This window comes from Bradyrhizobium sp. KB893862 SZCCT0404, assembly GCF_018130885.1.
In the GTDB taxonomy this organism is placed as follows: Bacteria; Pseudomonadota; Alphaproteobacteria; order Rhizobiales; family Xanthobacteraceae; genus Bradyrhizobium; species Bradyrhizobium stylosanthis.
Map to the genome: position 1 here is coordinate 156,811 of NZ_JAFCLT010000007.1, position 22,220 is coordinate 179,030.

Annotated in this window: 22 protein-coding genes; 11 read left to right on the forward strand and 11 right to left on the reverse strand. The window is 65.0% G+C overall.

The window, feature by feature from the left end:
* Position 1: 1 nt before the first annotated feature.
* From JQ617_RS26300 to JQ617_RS26310, 3 genes are all read right to left on the reverse strand, one after another.
* On the reverse strand, positions 2-1,021 hold the full coding sequence (locus tag JQ617_RS26300) for a branched-chain amino acid ABC transporter permease (RefSeq protein ID WP_212028853.1): 1,020 nt from the start codon (positions 1,019-1,021) through the stop codon (positions 2-4).
* Positions 1,018-1,920, reverse strand: a complete 903-nt coding sequence (locus JQ617_RS26305) for a branched-chain amino acid ABC transporter permease (RefSeq protein WP_212028854.1) — start codon at positions 1,918-1,920, stop codon at positions 1,018-1,020. The genes JQ617_RS26300 and JQ617_RS26305 overlap by 4 nt, the downstream gene beginning before the upstream one ends.
* Before the next feature lie 83 nt (positions 1,921-2,003).
* Positions 2,004-3,263 carry an ABC transporter substrate-binding protein gene (locus tag JQ617_RS26310; protein ID WP_063694401.1) on the reverse strand — a complete coding sequence of 420 codons (1,260 nt, stop codon included), beginning with the start codon at positions 3,261-3,263 and terminating at the stop codon, positions 2,004-2,006.
* Between the two features lie 173 nt (positions 3,264-3,436).
* Between JQ617_RS26310 and JQ617_RS26315 the strand changes: the two genes are divergently transcribed.
* The 4 genes from JQ617_RS26315 (at position 3,437) to JQ617_RS26330 (ending at position 8,290) form a co-directional block, all read left to right on the forward strand.
* Complete coding sequence (locus JQ617_RS26315) at positions 3,437-4,930, forward strand: AMP-binding protein (RefSeq protein ID WP_212028855.1); 1,494 nt, start codon at positions 3,437-3,439, stop codon at positions 4,928-4,930.
* Entirely contained in the window at positions 4,927-5,568 is a 642-nt protein-coding gene (locus JQ617_RS26320; protein WP_145663085.1) for a TetR/AcrR family transcriptional regulator, read from the forward strand. The genes JQ617_RS26315 and JQ617_RS26320 overlap by 4 nt, the downstream gene beginning before the upstream one ends.
* On the forward strand, positions 5,565-7,475 hold the full coding sequence (locus JQ617_RS26325) for a flavin-containing monooxygenase (RefSeq protein WP_212028856.1): 1,911 nt from the start codon (positions 5,565-5,567) through the stop codon (positions 7,473-7,475). The genes JQ617_RS26320 and JQ617_RS26325 overlap by 4 nt, the downstream gene beginning before the upstream one ends.
* A gap of 179 nt (positions 7,476-7,654) precedes the next feature.
* Positions 7,655-8,290 (forward strand): 2-hydroxychromene-2-carboxylate isomerase, encoded by a 636-nt coding sequence (locus tag JQ617_RS26330; protein ID WP_212028857.1) that lies wholly within the window; start codon positions 7,655-7,657, stop codon positions 8,288-8,290.
* Positions 8,291-8,293: 3 nt separating this feature from the next.
* Here the strand turns inward: JQ617_RS26330 and ald are convergent, their stop codons facing one another.
* Positions 8,294-9,409, reverse strand: a complete 1,116-nt coding sequence (gene ald / locus JQ617_RS26335) for an alanine dehydrogenase (RefSeq protein ID WP_212028858.1) — start codon at positions 9,407-9,409, stop codon at positions 8,294-8,296.
* 143 nt (positions 9,410-9,552) lie between these two features.
* Here ald and JQ617_RS26340 point away from each other — a divergent pair, with 143 nt between their 5' ends.
* The 3 genes from JQ617_RS26340 (at position 9,553) to JQ617_RS26350 (ending at position 13,053) form a co-directional block, all read left to right on the forward strand.
* Positions 9,553-10,032, forward strand: a complete 480-nt coding sequence (locus JQ617_RS26340; RefSeq protein WP_212028859.1) for an Lrp/AsnC family transcriptional regulator — start codon at positions 9,553-9,555, stop codon at positions 10,030-10,032.
* 81 nt (positions 10,033-10,113) lie between these two features.
* A complete protein-coding gene (locus JQ617_RS26345) occupies positions 10,114-12,471 on the forward strand; it encodes an Orn/Lys/Arg family decarboxylase (protein ID WP_212028860.1) in 2,358 nt (785 codons plus the stop codon).
* Positions 12,472-12,477: 6 nt separating this feature from the next.
* Positions 12,478-13,053 (forward strand): GNAT family N-acetyltransferase, encoded by a 576-nt coding sequence (locus JQ617_RS26350; protein WP_212028861.1) that lies wholly within the window; start codon positions 12,478-12,480, stop codon positions 13,051-13,053.
* Positions 13,054-13,056: 3 nt separating this feature from the next.
* Here the strand turns inward: JQ617_RS26350 and JQ617_RS26355 are convergent, their stop codons facing one another.
* Positions 13,057-13,269, reverse strand: coding sequence for a hypothetical protein (locus JQ617_RS26355; RefSeq protein WP_212028862.1), 213 nt, complete (start codon positions 13,267-13,269; stop codon positions 13,057-13,059).
* 63 nt (positions 13,270-13,332) lie between these two features.
* On the opposite strand from JQ617_RS26355, the gene JQ617_RS26360 reads away from it, so the two are divergent.
* Complete coding sequence (locus JQ617_RS26360) at positions 13,333-14,376, forward strand: ornithine cyclodeaminase family protein (protein ID WP_249157573.1); 1,044 nt, start codon at positions 13,333-13,335, stop codon at positions 14,374-14,376.
* A gap of 33 nt (positions 14,377-14,409) precedes the next feature.
* Here the strand turns inward: JQ617_RS26360 and JQ617_RS26365 are convergent, their stop codons facing one another.
* Entirely contained in the window at positions 14,410-14,835 is a 426-nt protein-coding gene (locus JQ617_RS26365) for a flagellar basal body rod protein FlgC (RefSeq protein ID WP_063694410.1), read from the reverse strand.
* A 116-nt stretch (positions 14,836-14,951) separates the two neighbouring features.
* Positions 14,952-16,001 (reverse strand): hydroxyacid dehydrogenase, encoded by a 1,050-nt coding sequence (locus JQ617_RS26370; RefSeq protein WP_212028863.1) that lies wholly within the window; start codon positions 15,999-16,001, stop codon positions 14,952-14,954.
* 243 nt (positions 16,002-16,244) lie between these two features.
* On the opposite strand from JQ617_RS26370, the gene JQ617_RS26375 reads away from it, so the two are divergent.
* The 3 genes from JQ617_RS26375 (at position 16,245) to JQ617_RS26385 (ending at position 17,841) form a co-directional block, all read left to right on the forward strand.
* Entirely contained in the window at positions 16,245-16,796 is a 552-nt protein-coding gene (locus tag JQ617_RS26375) for a thiamine pyrophosphate-binding protein (RefSeq protein ID WP_212028864.1), read from the forward strand.
* 8 nt (positions 16,797-16,804) lie between these two features.
* Positions 16,805-17,401: a thiamine pyrophosphate-dependent enzyme gene (locus JQ617_RS26380; RefSeq protein WP_212028865.1), complete on the forward strand. Its 597-nt coding sequence runs from the start codon at positions 16,805-16,807 to the stop codon at positions 17,399-17,401.
* A 77-nt stretch (positions 17,402-17,478) separates the two neighbouring features.
* Positions 17,479-17,841 (forward strand): VanZ family protein, encoded by a 363-nt coding sequence (locus JQ617_RS26385; RefSeq protein ID WP_212028866.1) that lies wholly within the window; start codon positions 17,479-17,481, stop codon positions 17,839-17,841.
* Positions 17,842-17,911: 70 nt separating this feature from the next.
* Here the strand turns inward: JQ617_RS26385 and JQ617_RS26390 are convergent, their stop codons facing one another.
* From JQ617_RS26390 to gcl, 4 genes are all read right to left on the reverse strand, one after another.
* Positions 17,912-18,295: a DUF1236 domain-containing protein gene (locus tag JQ617_RS26390; protein WP_212028867.1), complete on the reverse strand. Its 384-nt coding sequence runs from the start codon at positions 18,293-18,295 to the stop codon at positions 17,912-17,914.
* A gap of 115 nt (positions 18,296-18,410) precedes the next feature.
* A complete protein-coding gene (locus JQ617_RS26395; RefSeq protein WP_145663110.1) occupies positions 18,411-19,298 on the reverse strand; it encodes a 2-hydroxy-3-oxopropionate reductase in 888 nt (295 codons plus the stop codon).
* Positions 19,299-19,508: 210 nt separating this feature from the next.
* Complete coding sequence (gene hyi / locus JQ617_RS26400) at positions 19,509-20,294, reverse strand: hydroxypyruvate isomerase (protein ID WP_212028868.1); 786 nt, start codon at positions 20,292-20,294, stop codon at positions 19,509-19,511.
* 12 nt (positions 20,295-20,306) lie between these two features.
* Positions 20,307-22,097, reverse strand: a complete 1,791-nt coding sequence (gene gcl, locus JQ617_RS26405; RefSeq protein WP_212028869.1) for a glyoxylate carboligase — start codon at positions 22,095-22,097, stop codon at positions 20,307-20,309.
* Positions 22,098-22,220 lie beyond the last annotated feature (123 nt).

The window sequence follows — 22,220 nt, forward strand, 5'->3', positions numbered from 1 at the left end:
GCTAGCGCCCCTCGCCTGCGTCGCGCCGCTGCGCAAACCATTCGGCGACGAAGTCGAGCAGGCCTTTGCGCAGACCCAGCGCGAAGAACAGGATGACCACGCCGAGCACGATGCCGTGATATTCGGTGAAGCGCGTGACGGTGTCGTTGAGCAGCAGCAAGAGCACCGTGCCGACCATCGGCCCGAGGAAGGTCGAGACGCCGCCGAGCATGTTGATGAAGATGCCCTCGCCCGAGATCGTCCAATAGGCGAACTCCGGATAGGCGCCGGAGACGAACAACGCCATCACCATGCCGCCCATCGATGCGAACAGTGCCGCCAGTACGAACACGGTCAGCTTGGCGCGCCAGACGTCGATGCCGAGGAAGCTCGCGCGCGCGGCATTGTCGCGGATCATCCGCAGCGTGTAGCCGAACGGCGATTGCGCGATCTGGCGCATCGCGAGCAGGCCGAGGACCAGCAGCGCGCAGCTCGCGATGTAGAGATGGACGTGGTTGGCGAGGTTGATGCCGAGAAAGGCGGGCCGTGGAATGCCGCCGCGCAGGCCCTGATCCCCGCCGGTGAAGGAGGCCCAGGACAAGATGGTCGAGTGGATCAGCATCTGGAAGGCGAGCGTGACGAATGCGAAGTAGATCTCCTTCAGCCGCACGCAGATCGCGCCGATGACCGCCGCGACGGCCGCGGTGATCGCCAGCGTCGCGACGAAGGCGACCGGAATGGGCACGCCGAGCTTCTGCATGATCAGGCCGAAGCTGTAGGCCCCAAGGCCGAAGAACATGCCGTGACCGAACGAGGTCAGGCCGGTGTAGCCGACCAGCAGATTGAGCGAGGTCGCGAACAGCCCGTAGGCCGAGCAGCGGATGACGAAGTCGAGCAGCGCCTTGCTGCCGGTGAAGAGCGGCAGGCTCGCCAGCACGGCGAAGGCGATCAGCGCGATCAGCACGTCGCGATAGCGTTGCAGCGCCGCGCCGCCGCGCGCCGGCACCAGCGTCTGCGCACGTCCGGCCTCGAGCTCGGTCATGCCGCCTCCTTGCCGAACAGGCCGGTGGGCTTGGAAACCAGCACGATCACCATGAAGAGGTACATCAGGCCTTCCGTGAACAGGGGAAAGCCGAGGGAGCCGAACGACCTGATCAGGCCGAGCAGCAGCGCGCCGATCAGCGCGCCCAGGATCGAGCCCATGCCGCCGATCACGGTGACGATAAAGGACTCGATCAGCACAGAGAATCCCATGCCTGGAGTCAGCGAACGCACGGGCGCGGCCAGCGCACCGGCAAGGCCCGCCAGCATGCCGCCGAGCGCGAACACGCCGCCATAGATCAGGCCGGTGTTGATGCCGAGCGCGGAGACCATGCCCGGGTTATGGGCCGCGGCGCGGATCACCTTGCCGATGCGTGTGCGCGACAGGCCCGCGCCAAGCACGATAGCCGCGACAAGCGCGACGCCGATCAGCAGGAGATAATACGGCGGCACCACGCCGCCCGCGATGAACAGCGGCATCACCTGGAACGCGGACGGCATGCCCATCGCCTTGAACTCGGGTCCCCAGATGATGCGCACCACATCGTCGAAGATCAGCACGAAGGCGTAGCAGACCAGCAGCTGCATCAGCACGTCCGCACCATAGACGCGGCTCATGAAGACGCGCTCGAAGACCAGGCCGAGAAGCGCGGTGCCGGCCGCACCGGCCAGCATCGCGAGCGCAAAGCTGCCGGTGAGCTGATAGGCCGTCATCGCGAAATAGGCGCCGAACATGTAGAAGGCGCCGTGGCTGAAATTGACCACCTTGAGCACGCCGAAGATCAGCGTCAGCCCCACCGCGACCAGAAACAGCAGCATGCCGATGATGAGGCCGCTGGTGGTTTGCGTCACCAGGCAGGCGGAGCTGGCAAGACAGCCGGCGAGCGCGTCGAGATCCACGGGAGCACTTTCATGGCAGCGCGCCGGGCATGGCGCGGAAAACAAATGGCGGAGACGGTCGCCCGCCTCCGCCGCGCGTCAGATCAGGTGTAGCCCTTGCTCTTCTTCCACTCGGCTTCGAGCTCGAAGATGGTCTTCCAGTCGCCGGCCTTGACCTCGGGCACATAGGGCTCCTGCGGGATCGTGGTGCCCCATCCGATGGCGTAGCCGACCAGCGTGTGGTCGTCGCCGCGCATGGTCACGGTGCCGTCGGCGCCGAACGGGCATTTGATGGTGAGGCCCTTCAGGACCTCCGCGAGCTTCTTGCCGTCGGCGGAGTTCGCTTTCTTCGCGGCCTCGGCCAGGAACATCACGGCAGTCGCGTTCTGCCACGACCAATTGGTCGGATATTCGTTGTACTTGGCCCGGTAGGCATCGCCCCAGGCCGCATTCTCCGGCGTGGTCGGGAAGGTCTTGATGTAGCGATTGCCGGAGTGGATGCCCTTCGGCAGGTTCTTCACCACGGTGAGCGCGGTGTAGTCGGCCATGTTGACCGCGAACACCTCCATCTGGCTGAACATCGCGTAGATGTTGGCCTGGTCGATGTAGGAGGTGAGATCGCCGCCCCACAGGCAGGAGTACAGCGCCTGCGGCTTGGCCTGCAAAATCTTCGTCACCACCTCCGTGTAGTCGGGCTGGAACAGCTTCGGCCAGGATTCGCTGATGACTTCGACATCGGGCGCGAAGCGCTTCAGGTACAGCGTGAACTCGCCGGTGGTGTCGCGGCCATAGGCATAGTCCGGCGAGCAGGTCGCCCATTTCTTCAGGCCCTTGGCCTTGGCGATCGAGGCAGCGTAGCTGCCGCCGACGATGGAATCGTGGATGCCCTGGCGCACGCAGCGGAACGCATTCGGGATGTGCTGCTTGGGATCGGCAGTGAGCGAGGACGCTTCCGAGCAGGTGTGGATGCAGAGCACGCCGAGATCGCGCGCGACCTCATGCACGGCAAAGGACCCGGACGACGCCTCGCCGTCGAGCAGCAGCTCGCAGCCGTCGGTGTTGACGAGCTCGCGCGCGACGCGGGCGGCTTCCTGCGGCTGGCCCTTGGAGTCGCGGATCACCATCTCGATCTGCCGGCCGGCAAGGCCGCCGGCGGCGTTGACCTTCTCAACCTCGAGCATCACGGCATTGCGCGAGGACGTGCCGAGCTGCGCGACGCGCCCCGACAAAATCGTCGGCATGCCGATCTTGATGGTCTTGGCCTGGGCACGCGCCACCCAGGGCGCGGCAACACTCATCGCACCGGCGCCCATCAGCGCCAGTGTTGAACGGCGGCTGATGCCCGGCGTGCGGGTCTTCGTCATTTTCCCCTCCCTCTTTCGGGTCGGCGTTTCCAGTCCCTTGCCGGAGATCGTCTCGTCTCCGTGTTCCCAACAATTTCAGAGGCAGGGGGTGACGTCAAGACAAACATGAATTATGAGTCATCATTCAGAACGGGAAGGCAACGAGGCCGGCAATCGGCCCGAAACCGGCGAAAATGATCAACCTGTCGAGCTTCATCACCTTCCACGCCCGGCGTACGCCGCAGCGGTCTGCGCTGAAATATCGCGGCGAGGAGATTTCCTACGCCGTGTTTGACGCGCGCATCCGGCAAGCGGCCGGCTGGCTCGCCGCGCAAGGCATTGGCGCGGGCGATGTCGTGGCCGTGCTGATGAAGAACAGCGCGGCGTTCCTCGAGCTGGTGTTTGCGACGAGCCATCTCGGCGCGGTGTTCCTGCCCATCAACTTCCGCCTCTCACGCGACGAGGTCGGCTACATCGCCGGGAATGCCGGTGCGCGGCTGCTGATCGTCGATGAGGAATTGGCCGCGAATGCCGCGGGCACCAAGACTGTTGTGCTGAACGACGCCGCGCAGCAGAGCATCTCGCACCTGGCAGGCGATGCGGCACCCGCCTCCATGCACGTTCGTCAGCCATCAGACCTGATGCGACTGATGTACACGTCGGGTACGACCGACCGCCCCAAGGGCGTGATGCTCACTTACGATAATTTCTACTGGAAGTCGGCCGACCAGACCATCGCGCTGGGCCTCAGCGCCGAGACGCGGCTTCTCGTCGTCGGCCCGCTCTATCACGTCGGCGCGCTCGATTTGCCCGGCATCGCCGTGCTCTGGCATGGCGGCTTCATCCGCATCGAGCGCAATTTCGAGCCGGAGACAGCCCTCAACGCCATCGCCGAGGACAGGCTCAACGCCGCGTGGTTCGCACCCGTGATGACCACGGCGATGCTGACCTGTCCGACCCGCGACCGCTACGACGTCTCCAGCCTGAGATGGGCGATCGGCGGCGGCGAGAAGACGCCGGAGCTGCGCATCCGCGCCTTCTCCGAGTACTTCCGCAATGCGCGCTACATCGACGCCTATGGTCTCACCGAAACCGTCGGCGGCGATACCTTCATGGAGGCCGGCCGCGAGATCGAGAAGATCGGCTCCACGGGGCACGCCATTGCCCATGTCGAGATCGAGATCCGCGACGAGGACGGCAAAAAGCTGCCGCCCAACGTCAACGGCGAAATCTGCCTGCGCGGCCCCAAGATCACGCGCGGCTATTGGAAGGATCCGGAGAAGACGGCATCGGCCTTCTTCGGCGACTGGTTCCGCTCCGGCGATGTCGGCTATCTCGACGACGAGGGCTTCCTGTACCTGACCGACCGCAAGAAGGACATGATCATCTCCGGCGGCGAGAACATCGCCTCCTCCGAGGTCGAGCGCGTCATCTACGATCTGCCCGAGGTACGCGAGGTTGCGGTGATTGGCCTGCGCGATGCGCGCTGGGGCGAGCGTCCCGTCGCGATCGTCGTGCTGAGCGAGGGCGCTAGCCTCGCGCTCCCTGCCCTCACCGAGCATTGCCGCGCGCGGCTGGCGAGCTTCAAGGTGCCGAAGCAGCTAATCATCCGCGACAGCCTGCCGCGCAATCCGAGCGGAAAAATCCTCAAGCGCGTGCTGCGCGCCGAGCTGGAGACGTCCGAATGACGCAAGCGAACGCCAAGGTGACGAAGCTCAACCGCGTCGAGCGCAACGCCTGGACCAAGCAGAAGATCTTCGAGGCCGCAACGAAGGTCGTCGGCAAGCATGGTTACGCCGAAGCGTCCGTCGCCCGCATCACCGAACAGGCCGGTGTCGCCCAGGGCACCTTCTACAATCATTTCGAGAACCGCCAGGAGCTGCTGGACCAGCTGCTGCCCAAGATCGGCCTCGACATGGTCGAGTTCATCCGCGCCCGCACCGGTACGGCGGATGCCGCGCGGCAGGAGATTTCGCGCTTCTCCGCCTTCTTCGACTTCATCCGCGAGGTGCCGGAATTTTTGCGCATCCTCAATGAGGCCGAGTTCTTCGCGCCGACCGGATACCAGAAGCATCTCGACAACATCTCGGTCGCCTATGTCCGCATTTTGCGGCGCGCGCGAGGGGCCGGCGCGATCACCGATTACAGCGACGAGGAATTCGAAGCGATCGTCCACATGCTGATGGGCGCGCGCGGCTATCTCAGCCGCCGCTATTCCTATTCGGAAAATGGCGTCACAGCCGTGCCCGATCACGTCATCTCGGCCTATCGCAAGCTGATGACGCGCGGCCTTTTCAGCTCAACCGGAGATCAGGACCAGCCATGAACATCGAATCTCCGCACAAGCCGCTCGACCTCGCCTCGACCATCGCCGAAGGCGACATCCGTTGCCTGCTGATGGTGCTGGTGCACATGACCGGGGATGAGAAATGGCTCGAGCCGCCATACCTGCCCAAGCGCGACATCCGTCTCATCCCCGATCCGGAAGCCGGCGTGCCCCGGGAAATCCAGGCTGAGATCCGCGCCGCCGTGGTCAAGCTGTTTGCCGACGGCACGCCAAAGCCTGTCATCGCCGACCCCGGCGAGGCACTGCTGCTGAGGATGATGCGCGCCTGCCTCGGCGAGAACGTCGCGCCGGAATACGCGCCGCTGATGCGTGAGGAGATGGGTTTTGTGCCGCGCGAGGCGCGCTGGACCAAGAAGCCCTCCGACGACAAGCTCGCCGGGCAGCACGTGCTGATCGTCGGCGCCGGCGTCTGCGCCATCGCGCTCGGCGTCGCGCTCGGGCATCTCGGCATCCCCTACACTATCGTCGAGAAGAACGCCGAGCTGGGCGGCACCTGGTGGATCAACCGCTATCCCGGCTGCGGCGTTGATACGCCGAACCACTCCTATTCCTATTCGTTCGGCTCCGGCAATGCATGGACGCGCTATTTCTGCCAGCGCGAGGAGCTGCTCGGCTATCTCCTCAAGGTCGCGGACGAATACGGCATCCGCCAACATCTGCGCGTCAACACCGAGCTGACGGCATCGCGATGGGACGAGGGCAAGAAGCGCTGGATCTCCACCCTGAAAACGCAGGATGGTGAGGAGACCTTCGAATCCACCGCGCTGGTCTCGGCCATTGGTCAGCTCAACGATCCCTCGCGCGCCCGTTTCAAGGACGAGGAGAAATTCAAGGGCACGATCCTGCACTCGGCGCTTTGGTCCGACGACGTCAAGTTCGACGGCAAGCATGTCGCCGTGATCGGCACCGGCGCGACGTCGATGCAGCTGGTGCCGACGATCGCAGGCCGCGTTGGTTCGGTCACCGTCTATCAGCGCAGCGCGCAATGGGCGCGGCCGGTGAAGGGCTATTCCGACCCGATCACCGAGGGCGCGCGCTGGCTGCTCGCGCATCTGCCGTTCTATGTGCAATGGTACCGCTTCAACATGTTCTGGCGTTACGGTGACGGCCTGCTGCCGTTCCTGCGCAAGGACCCGGCCTGGCCGCATCCCGAGCGCGCGGTCAACAAGGGCAACGACCGGCATCGCCAGGAGTTGACCGATTTCATCCTGTCCGAATTGCAGGGCCGGCCGGACCTGATCGAGAAATGCGTGCCGACCTACCCGCCCTACGGCAAGCGCATCCTGCTCGACAACAACTGGTTCAAGACGCTCACGCGGGACAATGTCGAGCTCGTCACCGACACGATCGACCGCTTCGACGAAACCGGTATCGTCACTGCCGACGGCAAGCACCGCCCGGCCGACATCATCGTGGTCGCGACCGGCTTCAAGGTCACGGAGATGGCCGCGCGGCTCAACATCTCTGGCCGCGGCGGCAAAAATTTGCGCGAGGCCTGGACCAACGACAACCCGACTGCGTTCCTTGGCCTCACCGTGCCCGATTTTCCCAACTTCTTCTGCATGCTCGGCCCGAATTCCGGCCCCGCGCATGGCGGCAGCGTCATCTTCCAGTCGGAATGCCAGAGCCGCTATATCTCGGCCTGTCTCGCCGGTATGATCGAACAGGATATCGCCGCGATCGACGTCCGCGAGGACGTGCTCGACGACTACGTCCGCAAGGTCGATGCCGAGCACGAGGCGATGATCTGGACCCATCCGGGCATGAGCACGTACTACCGCAACTCAAGCGGCCGGGTGTTCTCGGCGATGCCGTGGCGGTTCGTGGATTACTGGCGCATGACGCATGATCCGGATCTGGGGCAGTACAGGCTGACGGTGACGTAAGGCGTTGATCGCGCGGCAGAACCGGTGCACCCTCTCCCCCTGCGGGAGAGGGTGGCTTCGCGACAGCGAAGCCGGGTGAGGGGTTCTATCCTCACGAACGGTGTTGCGAGCGGATAGAACCCCTCATCCGGCGCTTCGCGCCACCTTCTCCCGCAAGGGGAGAAGGAAGAAGAGCCGCCATGCCCAGGCCCATCGTCCGCGTCTACACCGACTACAAGAGCCCCTACGCGTTCGTGGCCAACGCGCGCCTGTTCAAGCTCGAGGAAACCCACGGCGTCGAGCTGGAATGGTTGCCTTACACGCTGCGCATCGCCGAGTTCATGGGGAGGGTCGAGGAGCGCACGCCGCATTTCTGGCGCAAGGTGCGCTACGCCTATATGGACGCGCGGCGTTATGCCAATGCGCAAGGGCTCGTCATGAAGGGGCCGCGGCGGATCTACGACGCCTTCTATGCCAGCGCCGGCATGCTGTTCGCGCAAGCACACGGCTTCTTCCGCCCGTACCACGACACGGTATTCCGCAAATTCTGGAGCCACGAACTCGAGATCGACGATCCCGCCGCCATCTCGGATGTCATCACGTCGTGCGGCGGCTCGGCGAGCGAATTCGAAACCTACGTGAACGGCCCTGCCCGCGCCGAGCACGACCGCATCATCGACGAGGCCGAGGCACTCGGTGTGTTCGGCGTACCCACCATGGTGTTCAACGGCGAGTTGTTCTGGGGCGGCGACCGCATCGACATGTTGATCGAACGCATCGAGAAGCCCGAGACGATCGAGGCTGCGCTCGGCAGCCGCCACCGCAAGCCGGCCTGACTGCTAGGCCGCCAGCCCGCTCTCCACCGGCGCGAACTCCAGCCCGAGGCTCTCCGCCACCGCCTTGTTGGTGATGCGACCGCGGTGCACGTTCAGTCCGTTGCGCAAATGCGGGTTCTCCAGCACCGCGGCAAAACCCTTGCCGGCGAGCATCAAGCCGAACGGCAGCGTCGCGTTGTTCAGCGCCTGGCTCGAGGTCACCGGCACCGCGCCCGGCATATTGGCGACGCAATAGTGCACGACACCGTCGACCTCGTAGGTCGGATCGGTGTGCGTGGTCGGATGCGAGGTCTCGAAGCAGCCGCCCTGGTCGATCGCGACGTCGACCAGCACGGCGCCCGGCCGCATCGATTTGAGCATCGCGCGCGTGACGAGTTTCGGCGCGCTGGCGCCCGGCACCAGTACCGCGCCGATCACGACGTCGGCGGCGAACACCTCCTCCTCTACCGACTCGATGGTGGAGAACCGCGTGCGCACGCGTCCGACAAAGAGGTCATCCAGTTCGCGCAGGCGGGGGATTGAACGATCGATCACGGTGACTTCCGCGCCAAGGCCCGCGGCCATGCGCGCGGCCTGCATGCCCACCACGCCGCCGCCAAGCACGACGACCCGCGCCGGCTGCACGCCGGGAACACCGCCAAGCAGCAGCCCGCGACCACCGGCCGACCGCTTGAGCGCGGCGCCGGCAGCCTCGATGGCGAGGCGGCCGGCGACTTCGCTCATCGGCGCGAGCAGGGGGAGGTGACCAGCCGCGTCGGTGACGGTTTCATAAGCGATCGCCGTACAACCGGACGCAAGCAGGCCCTTGGCCTGTTCGGGATCCGGCGCAAGATGAAGGTAAGTAAACAGGATCTGGCCTTCGCGGAGCTGAGCCCATTCGCTCGCCTGCGGCTCCTTCACCTTCACGATCATGTCGGACTTGGCGAAGATGTCGCGCGCGCTCGCGGCAATGGAGGCCCCTGCCCGCTGGTACACCTCGTCGGACGCGCCGATGCCGCTGCCGGCGCCGGTCTCGACCGTCACCTGATGCCCGGCCGCAACATATTCGCGGACGGCGCCCGGGGTGAGCCCGACGCGATATTCCTGCACCTTGATCTCTCTGGGCACACCGACACGCATCTTGCTCTCCCTCGCCAATATATTGATTCCATTGTTGATCGTAGCGAGGGGGCCGGTTTGGTTTCGTGCAAATATCCGCTAGTTTCGGGGCACGCGCGCCGGTTTCCGGCGCGGAAACGTCCTTTGACGCTGGAAACGAAACATTGGCCCTCGACCGGAAAGATCTCACCATCCTCGCGGAACTCACGACCAATGCGCGGGCCAGCCACGCCGAGCTCGCCAACAAGGTCGGGCTGTCAAGCACGGCGCTGGCGCGGCGGCAGAAGGCGCTCGAGGACGACGGCTACATCCAGGCCTACCAGGCCGCTCTCGACCTGGCGCAATTTGGTCTCACCACGACGGTGCTGGTCCGTATCGCGCTGGAGAGCCAGAGCGACGAGGCGCTGAAGGCGTTCGAGGCGGAGGTGGTGAAATGCCCCTCGGTGGTGCGCTGCTTCCTGATGTCGGGGACCGACGACTACATCCTGATCGTGCTGGCCCGCGACATCCAGGACTTCGAACGCATCCACCGCACCGAGCTGTCGCGCCTGCCGCGCGTCGCGCGGGTGCAATCGAGCTTTGCCCTACGCGAGATCGTCAACCGTGCGGTGCCGACGGTCGTGTTCGGTGAAGTGAAGCGCTAGCACGCCTCAGCCCCGCCCCCTGTCATAGAACTGTCATCGATTGTGCCGAGAGCTGTGTCTCCTGCACATTCGGGACAGACAATGGACTATTTCAAGCGCTTCAACTTCCTGTTCGCCGCCCCCATGTTCGACGCCGACGACCTCGAGGGCGTCCGCTTCAACCAGATCATCGAGGAGATCCAACGCTCCGGCTTCGAGGTGGTCCGGGCCCGCAAGCTGGAGGACGCCGAGATGGCGGTGCAGACCGACGCCGCGATCGGCTGCATGGTGGTGGACTGGGGCAAGAAGGGCCTGGAGGGCAAGACCTCGGCGCTGATCAATTTGATGCGGCGCCGCGGCCTCGACTTCCCGATCATCCTGCTGATCCGGCGCAAACGGTTCGAGGACCTGCCGGTCGAGGTGCTCGACTTCATCGACGGCTACGTCTTCCTGTCCGAGGAGACGCCGCCCTTCATCGCCAAGAACCTGATCAGCCGTCTCAAGCAATATGCCGAGACGCTGAAGACACCGTTCTTCGGCGCGCTGGTCGACTATGCCGAGGAAGGCAACCAGCTCTGGACCTGCCCCGGCCACAATGGCGGCGTGTTCTACAATCGCAGCCCGATCGGCCGGGTCTTCGTCGAGCATCTCGGCGAGTCCGTGTTCCGCGACGACCTCGACAATTCCGTGCTCGATCTCGGCGACCTCCTCACCCATGAAGGGCCGGCGCTGAAGGCGCAGAAGGAAGCGGCGGCGATCTTCGGCGCGGAGAAGACCTATTTCGTGCTCAACGGTACCTCGACCTCGAACAAGGTCGCGCTCGGCGCCCTCGTCACCGACGGCGATCTCGTGCTGTTCGACCGCAACAACCACAAGGCCGCCCATCACGGCGCGCTGATGATCAATGGCGGCATCCCGGTCTATGTCCCGACCGTCCGCAATGCCTGGGGCCTGATCGGCCCGATGCGCTGGGACATGCTCGACGAGAAGACCCTGCGCGAGGCGATCCGCAACCATCCGCTGGTGACGGATCGCGACGCCTGGCGCAAGGAGCGGCCGTTCCGCGTTGCCGTGGTCGAGCAATGCACCTATGACGGCACGATCCACAACGCCGAGATGATCCTGAAGCGCATCGGCCATCTCTGCGAATACATCCTGTTCGACGAGGCCTGGGCCGGCTTCATGAAATTCCACCCGCTGTATGCCGGCCGCTTCGCCATGGGCCTGAACAACCTTCCCCCGGAAGCGCCGGGCATCATCGCGACGCAGTCGACCCATAAGCAGCTCGCGAGCTTCTCGCAGGCCTCGCAGATCCACATCAAGGATCGCCACATCCGCGGCCAGAAGCGCCGCGTCGAGCACCGCCGCTTCAACGAAAGCTTCATGCAGCACGCCTCGACCTCGCCGTTCTACCCGCTGTTCGCCTCGCTCGACGTCGGCGCACAGATGATGAAGGGCCGCTCCGGCGAGGTGCTGTGGGACGACACGATCCGCCTCGGCATCGAGCTGCGCAAGAAGGTCCGCGCGATGCGCCGGGAGTTCGAGGAGAAGGAGCAGAATCCGGATCGCCGCTGGTTCTTCGAGCCCTTCGTGCCCGACCGCGTCGCCATCCCCGATGTCGGCCGGCCCGGCGCCGTCCACAACGTCGCCTGGGAGACGCTCTCCACCGACGAGCTCGCGACCAATCCGGCGCTGTGGCAGCTCTCGCCTGATACCAACTGGCACGGCTTTCCCGATCTGGCGGAAGGCTTTGCCATCACCGATCCGAACAAGCTGACGCTGCTCACGCCGGGCTTCGATCGTGCCACCGGCGCCTATGCCGAGCACGGCATCCCCGCGCCGGTCGTCGCGCAATATCTGCGCGAGAACCGCATCGTTCCCGAGAAGAACGACCTCAACTCCCTGCTTTTCCTGCTCACCCCGGGCGTCGAGGCGAGCAAGGCCGGCACGCTGATCTCCGGCCTCGTCGCGTTCAAGCGGCTCCATGACGACAATGCGCTGCTGGCGGACGCGATCCCGGAATTCTACCAGCGGCGGCAAACGCGCTATGCCGGCGTGCGCCTGCGCGACCTCTGCGGCGACATGCACCGCTTCTTCCGCGCCGCCGATGTCAGCGCGCTGCAGGCCCGGCAGTTCATGCCCGAACACATGCCCGAGATCGCGATGTCGCCGCGCGACGCCGCCCGCTATTTGTTCAAGAACGACGTCGACTACCTGCCGATCGAGGCGATCGCGGGCCGCATCGCCACCACACCCTTCGTGGTCTATCCGCCCGGCATCGCCACCATCGTGCCCGGCGAGCGGCTGACGGAACGGGCAAAGCCGATGATCGATTATCTCAAGATGTTCGAGACCTGCTTCAACACCTTCCCGGGTTTCGACGTCGAGATCCAAGGCGTCTACAAGGAGATCGATGCCCAGGGACGCATCGGGCTCTATACCTACGTCGTTGCCGAGTAGGTGCCGATGAACGAACCAGCTGCGCGCGCGAGTGAAGAACCCGTCCTGGTCAGGCCGTCACGCGAGAGCGATGTCGAGGCGATGCTGGCGATCTACCGCCATCACGTCCGCACCGGCGTGCCGCGCGACGTCGAGGGAACCGGAGCTCCAGAGCCGGATGACCTGCGCGACCGCCGCAAGAACCTGAAGCAGACCCGCCTGCCGCATCTCGTCGCGACCTATCGCGGCGAGGTCATCGGCTATGCCTATGCCGTGCTGTTCCGCAAGCGCCCGGCCTATCGCTACACCGCCAAGCATTCGATCTACGTCCACCACGCGCATCTCGGCCGCGGAGTCGGACGGCTCTTGCTCGGGGCAATGATCGACGCCTGTGCCGCGGCGGGGTTCCGCCAGATGATCGGTTATATCGACGCCGACAACACGCCGTCGCTGGCGCTGCACGAGAGGTTCGGTTTTGCGCGTGCGGGGCTGCTCAGCGGCGTCGCCTATCGCCACGGCCGCTGGTCCGACACCGTGATGGTGCAGCGCTCGCTCGGGGCCGGGACGACAGCGCCCCCGCCCGTCACCGCACCCGGACGCTAGATCTTACGAAGGAAAGTCAGCCGACCTGACCTGGATACGGTCGGCATGCAGCGACCAATGATGCAACGCCTGGTCCTTGCAGAATCTTGCTTTCGCCCGTTCCTTGGCCTCGTCCTCGTCGGCGGCATCGATCTCGAGCGTGCCCTGGCACACCTCGATCTCGCGGCCGTACTGGCCGAGCACATCCTTCATGAACTTGACCACAAAAGTTGACATGGGACCTCCCTGCTGCCCCGGCGGCACTCTAATCCCATTTAGGCCGGACGGGGGAAGGAGATTTTGACGCGGATCAAGGACAGCTCGAATCAACGCCGAAGATTCATTGCGGAACCTGCCGCGCAGGTTTATGGGCAAATGCCGGTCGCCCATGAGGATTCCGTCTTGCACTTTGTCTCCGATACCGACGTCACGAAAGTTCTGACCTTCCCGATCCTCCTTGCGGCCCTGGAAGACGCGCATCGCCGGCCAAAGATGGAAGTGCTCGACGCTTTCCTTGGCGACGAGAAGGGGCAATACGTCATCCGCAGTGCCGTCGACCCCGGCCGGTACATGGCTAGCAAGATGTTCACCAGCTTTCCGGCCAATCTGGCGGACGGCAAGATGCCGGCGGTGCAGGCCGTTTGCGTGCTGTTCGACGGCACCAACGGGCGGCCGCTGGCGGCGATAGACGGCACCGAGATCACGCATTGGCGCACCGCCGCCGATTCCGCGCTGGGCACGAAATTGCTCGCGCCGCCCAATCCCGAGACGCTGCTGTGCGTCGGCGCCGGTGAGATGTCCGAATGGCTGATCCGGGGCCACCGCACCGTGCGGCCGTCCCTGCAACGGGTGCTGATCTGGAACCGCAGCCCGGACCGGGCGGATCATCTTGCTAATCGACTAGCGGCGGACGGCTTGAAGGCGGAGACGGTCACGGACCTCGACGCGGCAACGCGGGAGGCCGATGTCATCACCACCTGCACGCGCGCGCATCAGCCGTTGATCAAGGGTCGCAATCTGCGGCCGGGCACGCACCTGGATCTCGTCGGCGGCTACACACCGCAAACCCGCGAGGCTGATGACGATGCGGCAAAGGTGTCGCGTGTGTTCGTCGACATGCGGGAATCTGCCTTCCACGGCGTCGGCGACATCCTGCAGCCGATCGCAAGCGGCGCGATCAGCGAGAAGGACGTCCTCGGCGATCACTACGATCTCGCGAGCGGCCGCGTGCGAGGACGCACGTCACCGTCCGACATCACCTTCTTCAAGAACGCGGGCGGCGGCCATCTCGACCTCATGACGTGCGAGGCCGTGTTCAGGCAGATCGGCACAAAGCTGGGGTAGGCGCCCGCCACCGAGACGGGCCGTCATCAGCAATCACGCCTTGATGTCGAGGAGCGTATCCGTCGTTTCGGCGTAGGCCTGAATGACCTTCGCATTCGCAATGAAGCTGTACTTCGCGGTCGCCAGCTCGACGAATTCGCTGGCGATATCGACATTCGGTGCGGCGACCAGGCCGTCCTGGTTTGCGAAAGGCGCGCTCGGGTCGGATTGCGCAGTATAGCTCGGCGACACCGCGGATACGGTCGCTGCCGTGCCGCCGGGCGTCGAAACCTGATCGACCCGCAGCGGCACATAGGCCGCGGGAAACGTCGGAGCAATGCCTGGACTGGCCGGTGTGCTCGATCCGCCCGACGCCGGCAACGGGCCGGTGGTCTGAACGTTGGCGATGTTGCTCGCGGCCACGCTTACGCGCAAGCTCGCCGCAGAAAGTCCGGATGTCGCAATCGAAAGGATGCTCATGCCCCTGATCTACAGGACAAGTCATACGCGTTCCCTCACGCCGTCATTAAAATCCGCGGCTTTCCGTTTTCATCCTCGTAACCAGCGATCGAAGCGCGATCAGACTTCGCGCGCGCCTACCCCGGCGTCATGCCAAAGGCCTGCTTGAAGCGCTCGGCATAATGCGGCCAGACCTCGGGATTGATGATGCGCGGCGGGCGCTTGCCGTCGAGCGTATCCAGCACCTGCTCGGCGGCGATGCGGCCCATGTTCTGGCGCGCCTCGATCGTGACGCCGGCGGTGTGCGGGCTCGCCAGCACATTGTCGAACTGGAGCAGCGGATGCTCCGGCGGCGGCGGCTCCTTAGACCAGACGTCGAGGCCGGCGCCGGCAATGCGCTTGTCGCGCAGCGCCTGCAGCAGCGCGTCCTCGTCGTGGATGAAACCGCGCGCCGTGGTGATGAAATAGGCGTGCGGCTGCATCAGCGCGAATTCGCGCGTGCTGATCATGTTGCGGCTCTTCTTGTCGAGCGGACAGGAGATCGATACGAAATCGGCGCGGCGCAGCAGCTCGTCGAGCTCGACCTTCTCGCCACCCCGCTCGGCCATCACATCGGCCGACAAATACGGGTCATAGGCCAGCACCTTCATGCCGAACAGACCCTTGCACAGCGCGGCGATGCGGCGGCCGACATTGCCGAGCCCGATGATCCCGACGGTCTTGTGCTCGATCTCGTTGCCGACGAGCTCGTTGCGGTTGACGTTGGCCTCCCTGCGGAGCTTGCGATCGGACTGGATGATGCGCTTGGACAGCGTCAGCATCATCGCCAGCGCGTGCTCGGCGACCGAATGGGCGTTGCCGCCGGACTGGTTGACGACCAGCACGCCCGCCGCCGTGCAGGCCTCGACGTCGACAGGATCAAAGCCGGCGCCGTTGCTGGAGACCAGCAGCAGGTTCGGCGTGCGCTTCAGGAGGGCGGCATCGACATGGAAATGCGGTGCCAGCTCGTCGCGGGCGGCGCCGATCTGGTAGACATGGGCCGCGCTCAGGATCGGTGCGTAGTAATCCTCGGGGCTCTCGTTCTCGATGCGATCGAGCCGGACGTCGGGCCGCGCCTTCAGGATGTCGACATAGATCGGATTGGCCAGATATTTGACGTAGAAGACGCGCTTGCTGTTGACCGACATCAGGACCCTTCCGGCTCTCTCGCGGAGACCCGCAAGGCCAGCGCAACCCGCGCCCCGTCCATGCGTCCCTCCCGTTTTCTCGTTGCCGCACCTATGCCATGGCGGCGCCGGCCATGGCAGGCCGTCTGGCGCAGATCACGGTGCCGGCCCGGACATGTTGACAATCCCGTCCGCTCCGTCAAGTTCGGCAGACCGCCGCGACGGCCAGAACCAAGAAGCATGCGCGGCTGAAGGGAGAACGCAATGGCGATTGCGGAACAGCAGACAGAGGCGACCAGCGACAGAAGCTGGCACAGCATCGTCCTGCAGACCCTGAAGCGGAACGAGATCAGCCTGATCCCTTACGTCCCCGACCGCGTGCTGACGCCGCTGATCAAGAATTTGCACGCCGATCCCTACTTCACGACCTTCGCCACCGCCCGCGAGGAAGAGGCCGTCGGCATCGTCTCCGGCGCCTGGATGGGCGGACGCCGGGCTGCGGTGCTGATGCAGACCTCCGGCTTTGCCACGCTCGCCAACGTGCTCGCCTCGCTCGCGGTGCCCTACCAGATCCCGCTGATCATGTTCGTGTCCGAGCGCGGCACGCTCGGCGAGTTCAACTACGGCCAGTCGCTGGTCTGCCGCACCATGCGCCCCGTGCTGGATTCGCTGGCGCTCGAGCACCACACCATCACCCGCCTCGACGAGCTCGAATTCATCGCCGACCGCTCGATCAAGCAGGCCGTCACCACCCAGGCGCCGGTGGCGCTGATCCTCAACCCGCTGCTCACGGGCGGCAAGGTTTTCGACAAGTGAGCGCCGCCATGACCACGCGCAATACCAAGGTGATGAACCGGTTCGACGTGACCTCGCGGCTGATCGCAAAGCTGAAGCACGAGGAAGCCGTGATCGGCGGCATCGGCAACACCAATTTCGACCTCTGGGCCGCCGGCCACCGCCCGCAGAATTTCTACATGCTGGGCAGCATGGGGCTCGCCTTCCCGATCGCGCTCGGCGTGGCGCTGGCGCAACCGGACCGCCGCGTCTTCGCGCTCGAGGGCGACGGCTCGCTTCTGATGCAGCTCGGCGCGCTCTCGACCATCGCGATGTTGAAGCCGAAGAACCTGATCATGATCGTGATGGACAACGGCATCTACCAGATCACCGGCGCACAGCCGACGCCGGCCGCAAGCGTCGCCGACATCGTCGGCATCGCCGCCGCCTCGGGGCTCGTCAGGAGTTCCTGGGCTGCGGACGAGGAGGATTTCGAACGCCTGGTCGACGAGGCCATGTCGGCTGCCGAGCCGAGCCTGATCGCGGTCCGCATCGACGACAAGCCGGGGGTCGGAACCACCCGCCGGGATCCGGTTCAGATCCGGGAACGCTTCATGCACGGCCTTGGCGTGCGCGAGCCGCTTTAACGTTTGGTCATTAACTACACGGCGATCTGATCCGCATCCCACAGCAGCCGGCGGCAAATCCGTGCTAACCGCACCGGATGTCCATTTTTGTTCGCGCTTTTGCCTGGCTGCTTGCCGCCGCCGTGACCTTTGCAACGCTGGGACCGCCGGGCCTGCGGCCCCATTCCGACCTCGGCCAGGACGGCGAGCACGCGCTGGCCTTCATCCTGGTCGGGCTGGCCTTCGGCCTCGCCTACAGGCAGCGCCGTCTGGCCATGTCGGCCGTCGCGGTGATCCTGATCGGTCTACTCGAACTGATGCAGTTCTGGGCGCCCGGCCGCCATGCGCGGCTGGAGGACTTCCTGGTCGATGCCGGCACCGCCTGCATTGGTTTTGCGCTCGCGGCCGTCGCCGATTGGGTCATGAACCGCTTTCGGACAGGCTCGGCCCTGACAGGCTGAGGCCCACAAAGATAAAGGCCCCGCGGAGCGACGCTCCGCAGGGCCCATTTCTTCAAGGCCTGCTCTCAGATCAGTCGACGATCTTGACGACGCGGCGCGTGCGCGGCTCGACGATCACGCGGCGATCGTTCACCACCGCATAGCGATACTCGGTGTAGTTCGGCACCGGCCGCAAGACCACGGTCGGGGGCAGCGGCTCGCCGACCACGACGCGCTCCTCGACGACGACAGAATCGCTGCGCGGGATTCCACCCAGCACCGCATTCGGAATTTCGAGGCCTGCGCCGACCGCCGCACCAACGGTGCCGCCGACCATCGCGCCGACGGGGCCGCCGATGTCGCCGCCCGCACGCGCGCCGTCCCTGGCGCCCTGTTCGGTCGTCGACTGGGCAAAGGCTGCGCTCGACGCCAGCAGCGACGCGGCAGCCAACGTAATCGCAAGACGGGTTTTCATGTCCTGATGTCTCCAGTGATTGTCCTGCGCCTTCAACCGCGGGGCCGGAGCATTGTTCCGGTTCCCCCGTGGCGAAAGACGCAGCAAACACTGGAGACTGTTACCGCGTAACAGTTCAGCTGGCCGCGATCTCGTGGCCCGCCATCAGTTCCAGCGCCCGCACCATCGCGGAATGATCCCAGGCCTTGCCGCCATGCGCGGTGCAGGACGAGAACAATTGCTGCGCCACCGCCGTGCTCGGCAGCGACAAGCCCAGCGCACGCGCGCCTTCGAGCGCGAGGTTGAGATCCTTCTGGTGCAGCTCGATGCGGAAGCCCGGATCGAAGTTGCGCTTCACCATGCGCTCGCCGTGCACCTCGAGAATCCGCGACGAGGCGAAGCCGCCCATCAGCGCCTTGCGCACCAGCGCGGGATTCGCGCCGGCCTTGGAGGCAAACAGCAACGCCTCGCTCACCGCCTCGATCGTCAGCGCGACGATGATCTGGTTGGCGACCTTCGTGGTCTGGCCGTCGCCATTGGCACCGACATGGGTGACGTTCTTGCCCATCTTGTCGAAGACCGGCTTCATGGTCCCGAAGGCGCGCTCGGGTCCGCCGACCATGATGGTGAGGCTCGCGGCTTTCGCCCCGACCTCGCCGCCCGAGACGGGCGCGTCGAGATAGTCCGCGCCGAGTGCCTCGATCTTCTTGGCGAACTCCTTCGTCGCCAGCGGCGAGATCGAGCTCATGTCGACGACGATCTTGCCCTTGGAGATGCCGCTCGCAACGCCGTCCTTGCCGAACAGCACCGCCTCCACATGCGGCGTATCCGGCACCATGATGATGACGGCGTCCGCCTCCTCGGCGACCTGCTTGGCGGATTTGCAGGCGATGCCGCCCGCGGAAATCAGATCAGGCGGGACCGGCGCGACGTCATGCAGGAGCACGCGATGGCCCGCGGCAAGAAGATGGCCGGCCATCGGCCGTCCCATGGTGCCAAGTCCGATGAAGCCGATGTCGATCATGTCTGACTTTCTCTCAGTTGCATTAGCACAGTTGCATCCGCGCATTGGGGGCACCTCTCCCGCTTGCGGGAGAGGTCGGCGCGGAGCGCCGGGTGAGGGTTCTTTCCACTGGGGGATTCTCTCAGTGCGCCTTAACAAGCCCCACCGCGGAGGCACCCTCTCCCCAACCCTCTCCCGCAAGCGGGAGAGGGAGCGCACCTCCGCTGCGTCTCACGTCTCGAAAGTTTGCGCCGCGTGCCAGGACAGGCCTTCCAGCGTCGTGGTGCGCGGCTTGTATTCGCAGCCGATCCAGCCGCGATAGCCGATCGCGTCGAGATGGCGGAACAGGAACGGATAGTTGATCTCGCCGGTGCCGGGCTCATGGCGGCCGGGATTGTCGGCGAGCTGGATGTGGGCGATCTGCGGCAGATATTCCTGCATGGTGCGGGCGAGATCGCCCTCCATGATCTGCATGTGGTAGATGTCGTACTGGACGAACAGATTGTTCGAACGCACCTCGGAGATGAGCTGGATCGCCTGCTCGGTGCCGTTGAGGAAGAAGCCGGGAATGTCGAGCGTGTTGATCGGCTCGACCAGCAGCTTGATGTTCTCCCGTGCCAGCGTCGAGGCGGCGAAGCGCAGGTTGCCGACCAGCGTCTCCTGGAGCTCGCGCGGATCGGCATCGGCAGGCGCGATGCCGACGAGGCAGTTGAGCTGGTCGCAATCGAGCGCCTTGGCATAGTCGATGGCCCGGAACACGCCGTCGCGGAATTCGGCGGTGCGGTCGGGCAGGACCGCGATGCCGCGCTCGCCGCCGGCCCAGTTGCCGGCGGGGAGATTGTGCAGCACCTGCGTCAGGCCGTGGGCTTCGAGCTGCTCGCGGAGCTGCGCCTTGTCGAAATCATAGGGAAAGAGATATTCGACCCCGGAAAAGCCCGCCGCTTTCGCCGCGGCGAAGCGGTCGATGAACGGCATCTCGTTGAAGAGCATGGTGAGGTTGGCGGCAAATTTCGGCATGATGCGTCTTCCCTATTCCGCCGGCTGCAGCACGCCGGGCTTCTTGGTCCCGACCTCGTCCAGCGGCAGGTCCAGCACCTCCTCGAACTCGACGACATTGTCGATTTCGGTGCCCATCGCGATGTTGGTGACGCGTTCGAGGATGAACTCGACCACCACGGGCACGCGGTGCTTGGCCATCAATTCACGCGCGGTGGCGAACGCGGCCTGCGTGTCCTTTGGATCGGTGACGCGGATCGCCTTGCAGCCGAGGCCTTCGGCTACCGTGACATGGTCGACGCCGTAGACGCCGATCTCGGGCGCGTTGATGTTCTCGAAGGAGAGCTGGACGTGGTAGTCCATGTCGAAGCCGCGCTGGGCCTGGCGGATCAGGCCGAGATAGGAATTGTTCACGACGACGTGGATGTAGGGCAGATTGAACTGCGCCCCAACCGCGAGCTCCTCGATCAGGAACTGGAAGTCGTAGTCGCCGGAGAGCGCGACGATCTCGCGATCCGGACACGCGGCACGCACGCCGAGCGCGGCGGGCAGCGTCCAGCCGAGCGGCCCCGCCTGCCCCGCATTGATCCAGTTGCGCGGCTTGTAGACACCGAGGAACTGCGCGCCGGCGATCTGCGACAGGCCGATCACGGTGACATAGGTTGTGTCGCGGCCGAACGCCTTGTTCATCTCCTCATAGACGCGCTGCGGCTTGATCGGGACGTTGTCGAAATGGCTCTTGCGCAGCATCGTCTTCTTGCGATCGCGGCAAGCCGCAGGCCACGCCTGGCGCTCGCGAAGCTTGCCTGACCGCCGCCACTCCCTGGCGACGGCAACGAAGAGCTCGAGCGCCGCCTTGGCGTCCGAGACGATGCCGAGATCGGGATTGAACACGCGCCCGATCTGGGTCGGCTCGATGTCCACGTGAACGAATTTGCGGCCCTTGGTGTAGGTCTCGACCGAACCGGTGTGGCGGTTGGCCCAGCGGTTGCCGATGCCGAGCACGAAATCGGACTCCAGCAGCGTGGCATTGCCGTAGCGGTGGCTGGTCTGGAGACCAACCATGCCGGCCATCAACACGTGATCGTCGGGGATCGCGCCCCATCCCATCAGCGTCGGCACGACAGGCACGTTGGCGATCTCGGCGAACTCGACCAGAAGGTCCGAGGCATCGGCGTTGATGATGCCGCCGCCCGCGACGATCAGCGGCCGCTCGGCGGCGTTGAGCATCTCCAGCGCCTTCTCGACCTGCTTGCGCGTCGCGGTCGGCTTGTAGACCGGCAGCGGCTCGTAAGTCTCGTCGTCGAACTCGATCTCGGCGAGCTGCACGTCGAGCGGCATGTCGATCAGCACCGGCCCGGGCCTGCCCGAGCGCATCACGTGAAACGCCTGGCTGAACACGCGCGGCACCAGCGCCGGCTCGCGCACCGTCACCGCCCATTTGGTCACGGGCTTGGCGATCGACTCGATGTCGACGGCCTGGAAGTCTTCCTTGTAGAGCCGCGCCCGCGGTGCCTGGCCGGTGATGCAGAGGATCGGAATGGAATCGGCGATCGCCGAATAAAGCCCGGTGATCATGTCGGTGCCGGCCGGACCCGAGGTGCCGATGCAGACGCCGATATTGCCGGCCTTCGCCCGCGTATAGCCCTCGGCCATGTGCGAGGCGCCCTCGACATGGCGCGCCAGGATGTGGCGGATGGATCCGCGCTTCTTGAGCGCCGAGTAAAGCGGATTGATCGCCGCCCCGGGAACTCCGAAGGCAGTGGAGATGCCCTCCTTCTCCAGAATTCGGACGGCTGCATCGACGGCTCGCATCTTCGCCATATCGGACCTCGCTCAAATTGCGTCAGCGAGGAAGATCATCAGGCGCGCAGATGCCGATCTCAACGAGATCGATTTTATTTTCCACGATGCGGCAACCGCTAGAAAATCGTGGCGGCCTCAATC

Excerpts from the sequence above, each read along its gene's own strand:
- JQ617_RS26300 (WP_212028853.1), bottom strand. The coding sequence starts at position 1,021 with ATGACCGAGCTCGAGGCCGGACGTGCGCAGACGCTGGTGCCGGCGCGC.
- JQ617_RS26310 (WP_063694401.1), bottom strand. The coding sequence starts at position 3,263 with ATGACGAAGACCCGCACGCCGGGCATCAGCCGCCGTTCAACACTGGCG.
- JQ617_RS26315 (WP_212028855.1), top strand. The coding sequence starts at position 3,437 with ATGATCAACCTGTCGAGCTTCATCACCTTCCACGCCCGGCGTACGCCG.
- JQ617_RS26320 (WP_145663085.1), top strand. The coding sequence starts at position 4,927 with ATGACGCAAGCGAACGCCAAGGTGACGAAGCTCAACCGCGTCGAGCGC.
- JQ617_RS26325 (WP_212028856.1), top strand. The coding sequence starts at position 5,565 with ATGAACATCGAATCTCCGCACAAGCCGCTCGACCTCGCCTCGACCATC.
- JQ617_RS26330 (WP_212028857.1), top strand. The coding sequence starts at position 7,655 with ATGCCCAGGCCCATCGTCCGCGTCTACACCGACTACAAGAGCCCCTAC.
- ald (WP_212028858.1), bottom strand. The coding sequence starts at position 9,409 with ATGCGTGTCGGTGTGCCCAGAGAGATCAAGGTGCAGGAATATCGCGTC.
- JQ617_RS26345 (WP_212028860.1), top strand. The coding sequence starts at position 10,114 with ATGGACTATTTCAAGCGCTTCAACTTCCTGTTCGCCGCCCCCATGTTC.
- JQ617_RS26350 (WP_212028861.1), top strand. The coding sequence starts at position 12,478 with ATGAACGAACCAGCTGCGCGCGCGAGTGAAGAACCCGTCCTGGTCAGG.
- JQ617_RS26355 (WP_212028862.1), bottom strand. The coding sequence starts at position 13,269 with ATGTCAACTTTTGTGGTCAAGTTCATGAAGGATGTGCTCGGCCAGTAC.
- JQ617_RS26365 (WP_063694410.1), bottom strand. The coding sequence starts at position 14,835 with ATGAGCATCCTTTCGATTGCGACATCCGGACTTTCTGCGGCGAGCTTG.
- JQ617_RS26370 (WP_212028863.1), bottom strand. The coding sequence starts at position 16,001 with ATGTCGGTCAACAGCAAGCGCGTCTTCTACGTCAAATATCTGGCCAAT.
- JQ617_RS26375 (WP_212028864.1), top strand. The coding sequence starts at position 16,245 with ATGGCGATTGCGGAACAGCAGACAGAGGCGACCAGCGACAGAAGCTGG.
- JQ617_RS26380 (WP_212028865.1), top strand. The coding sequence starts at position 16,805 with ATGACCACGCGCAATACCAAGGTGATGAACCGGTTCGACGTGACCTCG.
- JQ617_RS26385 (WP_212028866.1), top strand. The coding sequence starts at position 17,479 with ATGTCCATTTTTGTTCGCGCTTTTGCCTGGCTGCTTGCCGCCGCCGTG.
- JQ617_RS26390 (WP_212028867.1), bottom strand. The coding sequence starts at position 18,295 with ATGAAAACCCGTCTTGCGATTACGTTGGCTGCCGCGTCGCTGCTGGCG.
- JQ617_RS26395 (WP_145663110.1), bottom strand. The coding sequence starts at position 19,298 with ATGATCGACATCGGCTTCATCGGACTTGGCACCATGGGACGGCCGATG.
- hyi (WP_212028868.1), bottom strand. The coding sequence starts at position 20,294 with ATGCCGAAATTTGCCGCCAACCTCACCATGCTCTTCAACGAGATGCCG.
- gcl (WP_212028869.1), bottom strand. The coding sequence starts at position 22,097 with ATGGCGAAGATGCGAGCCGTCGATGCAGCCGTCCGAATTCTGGAGAAG.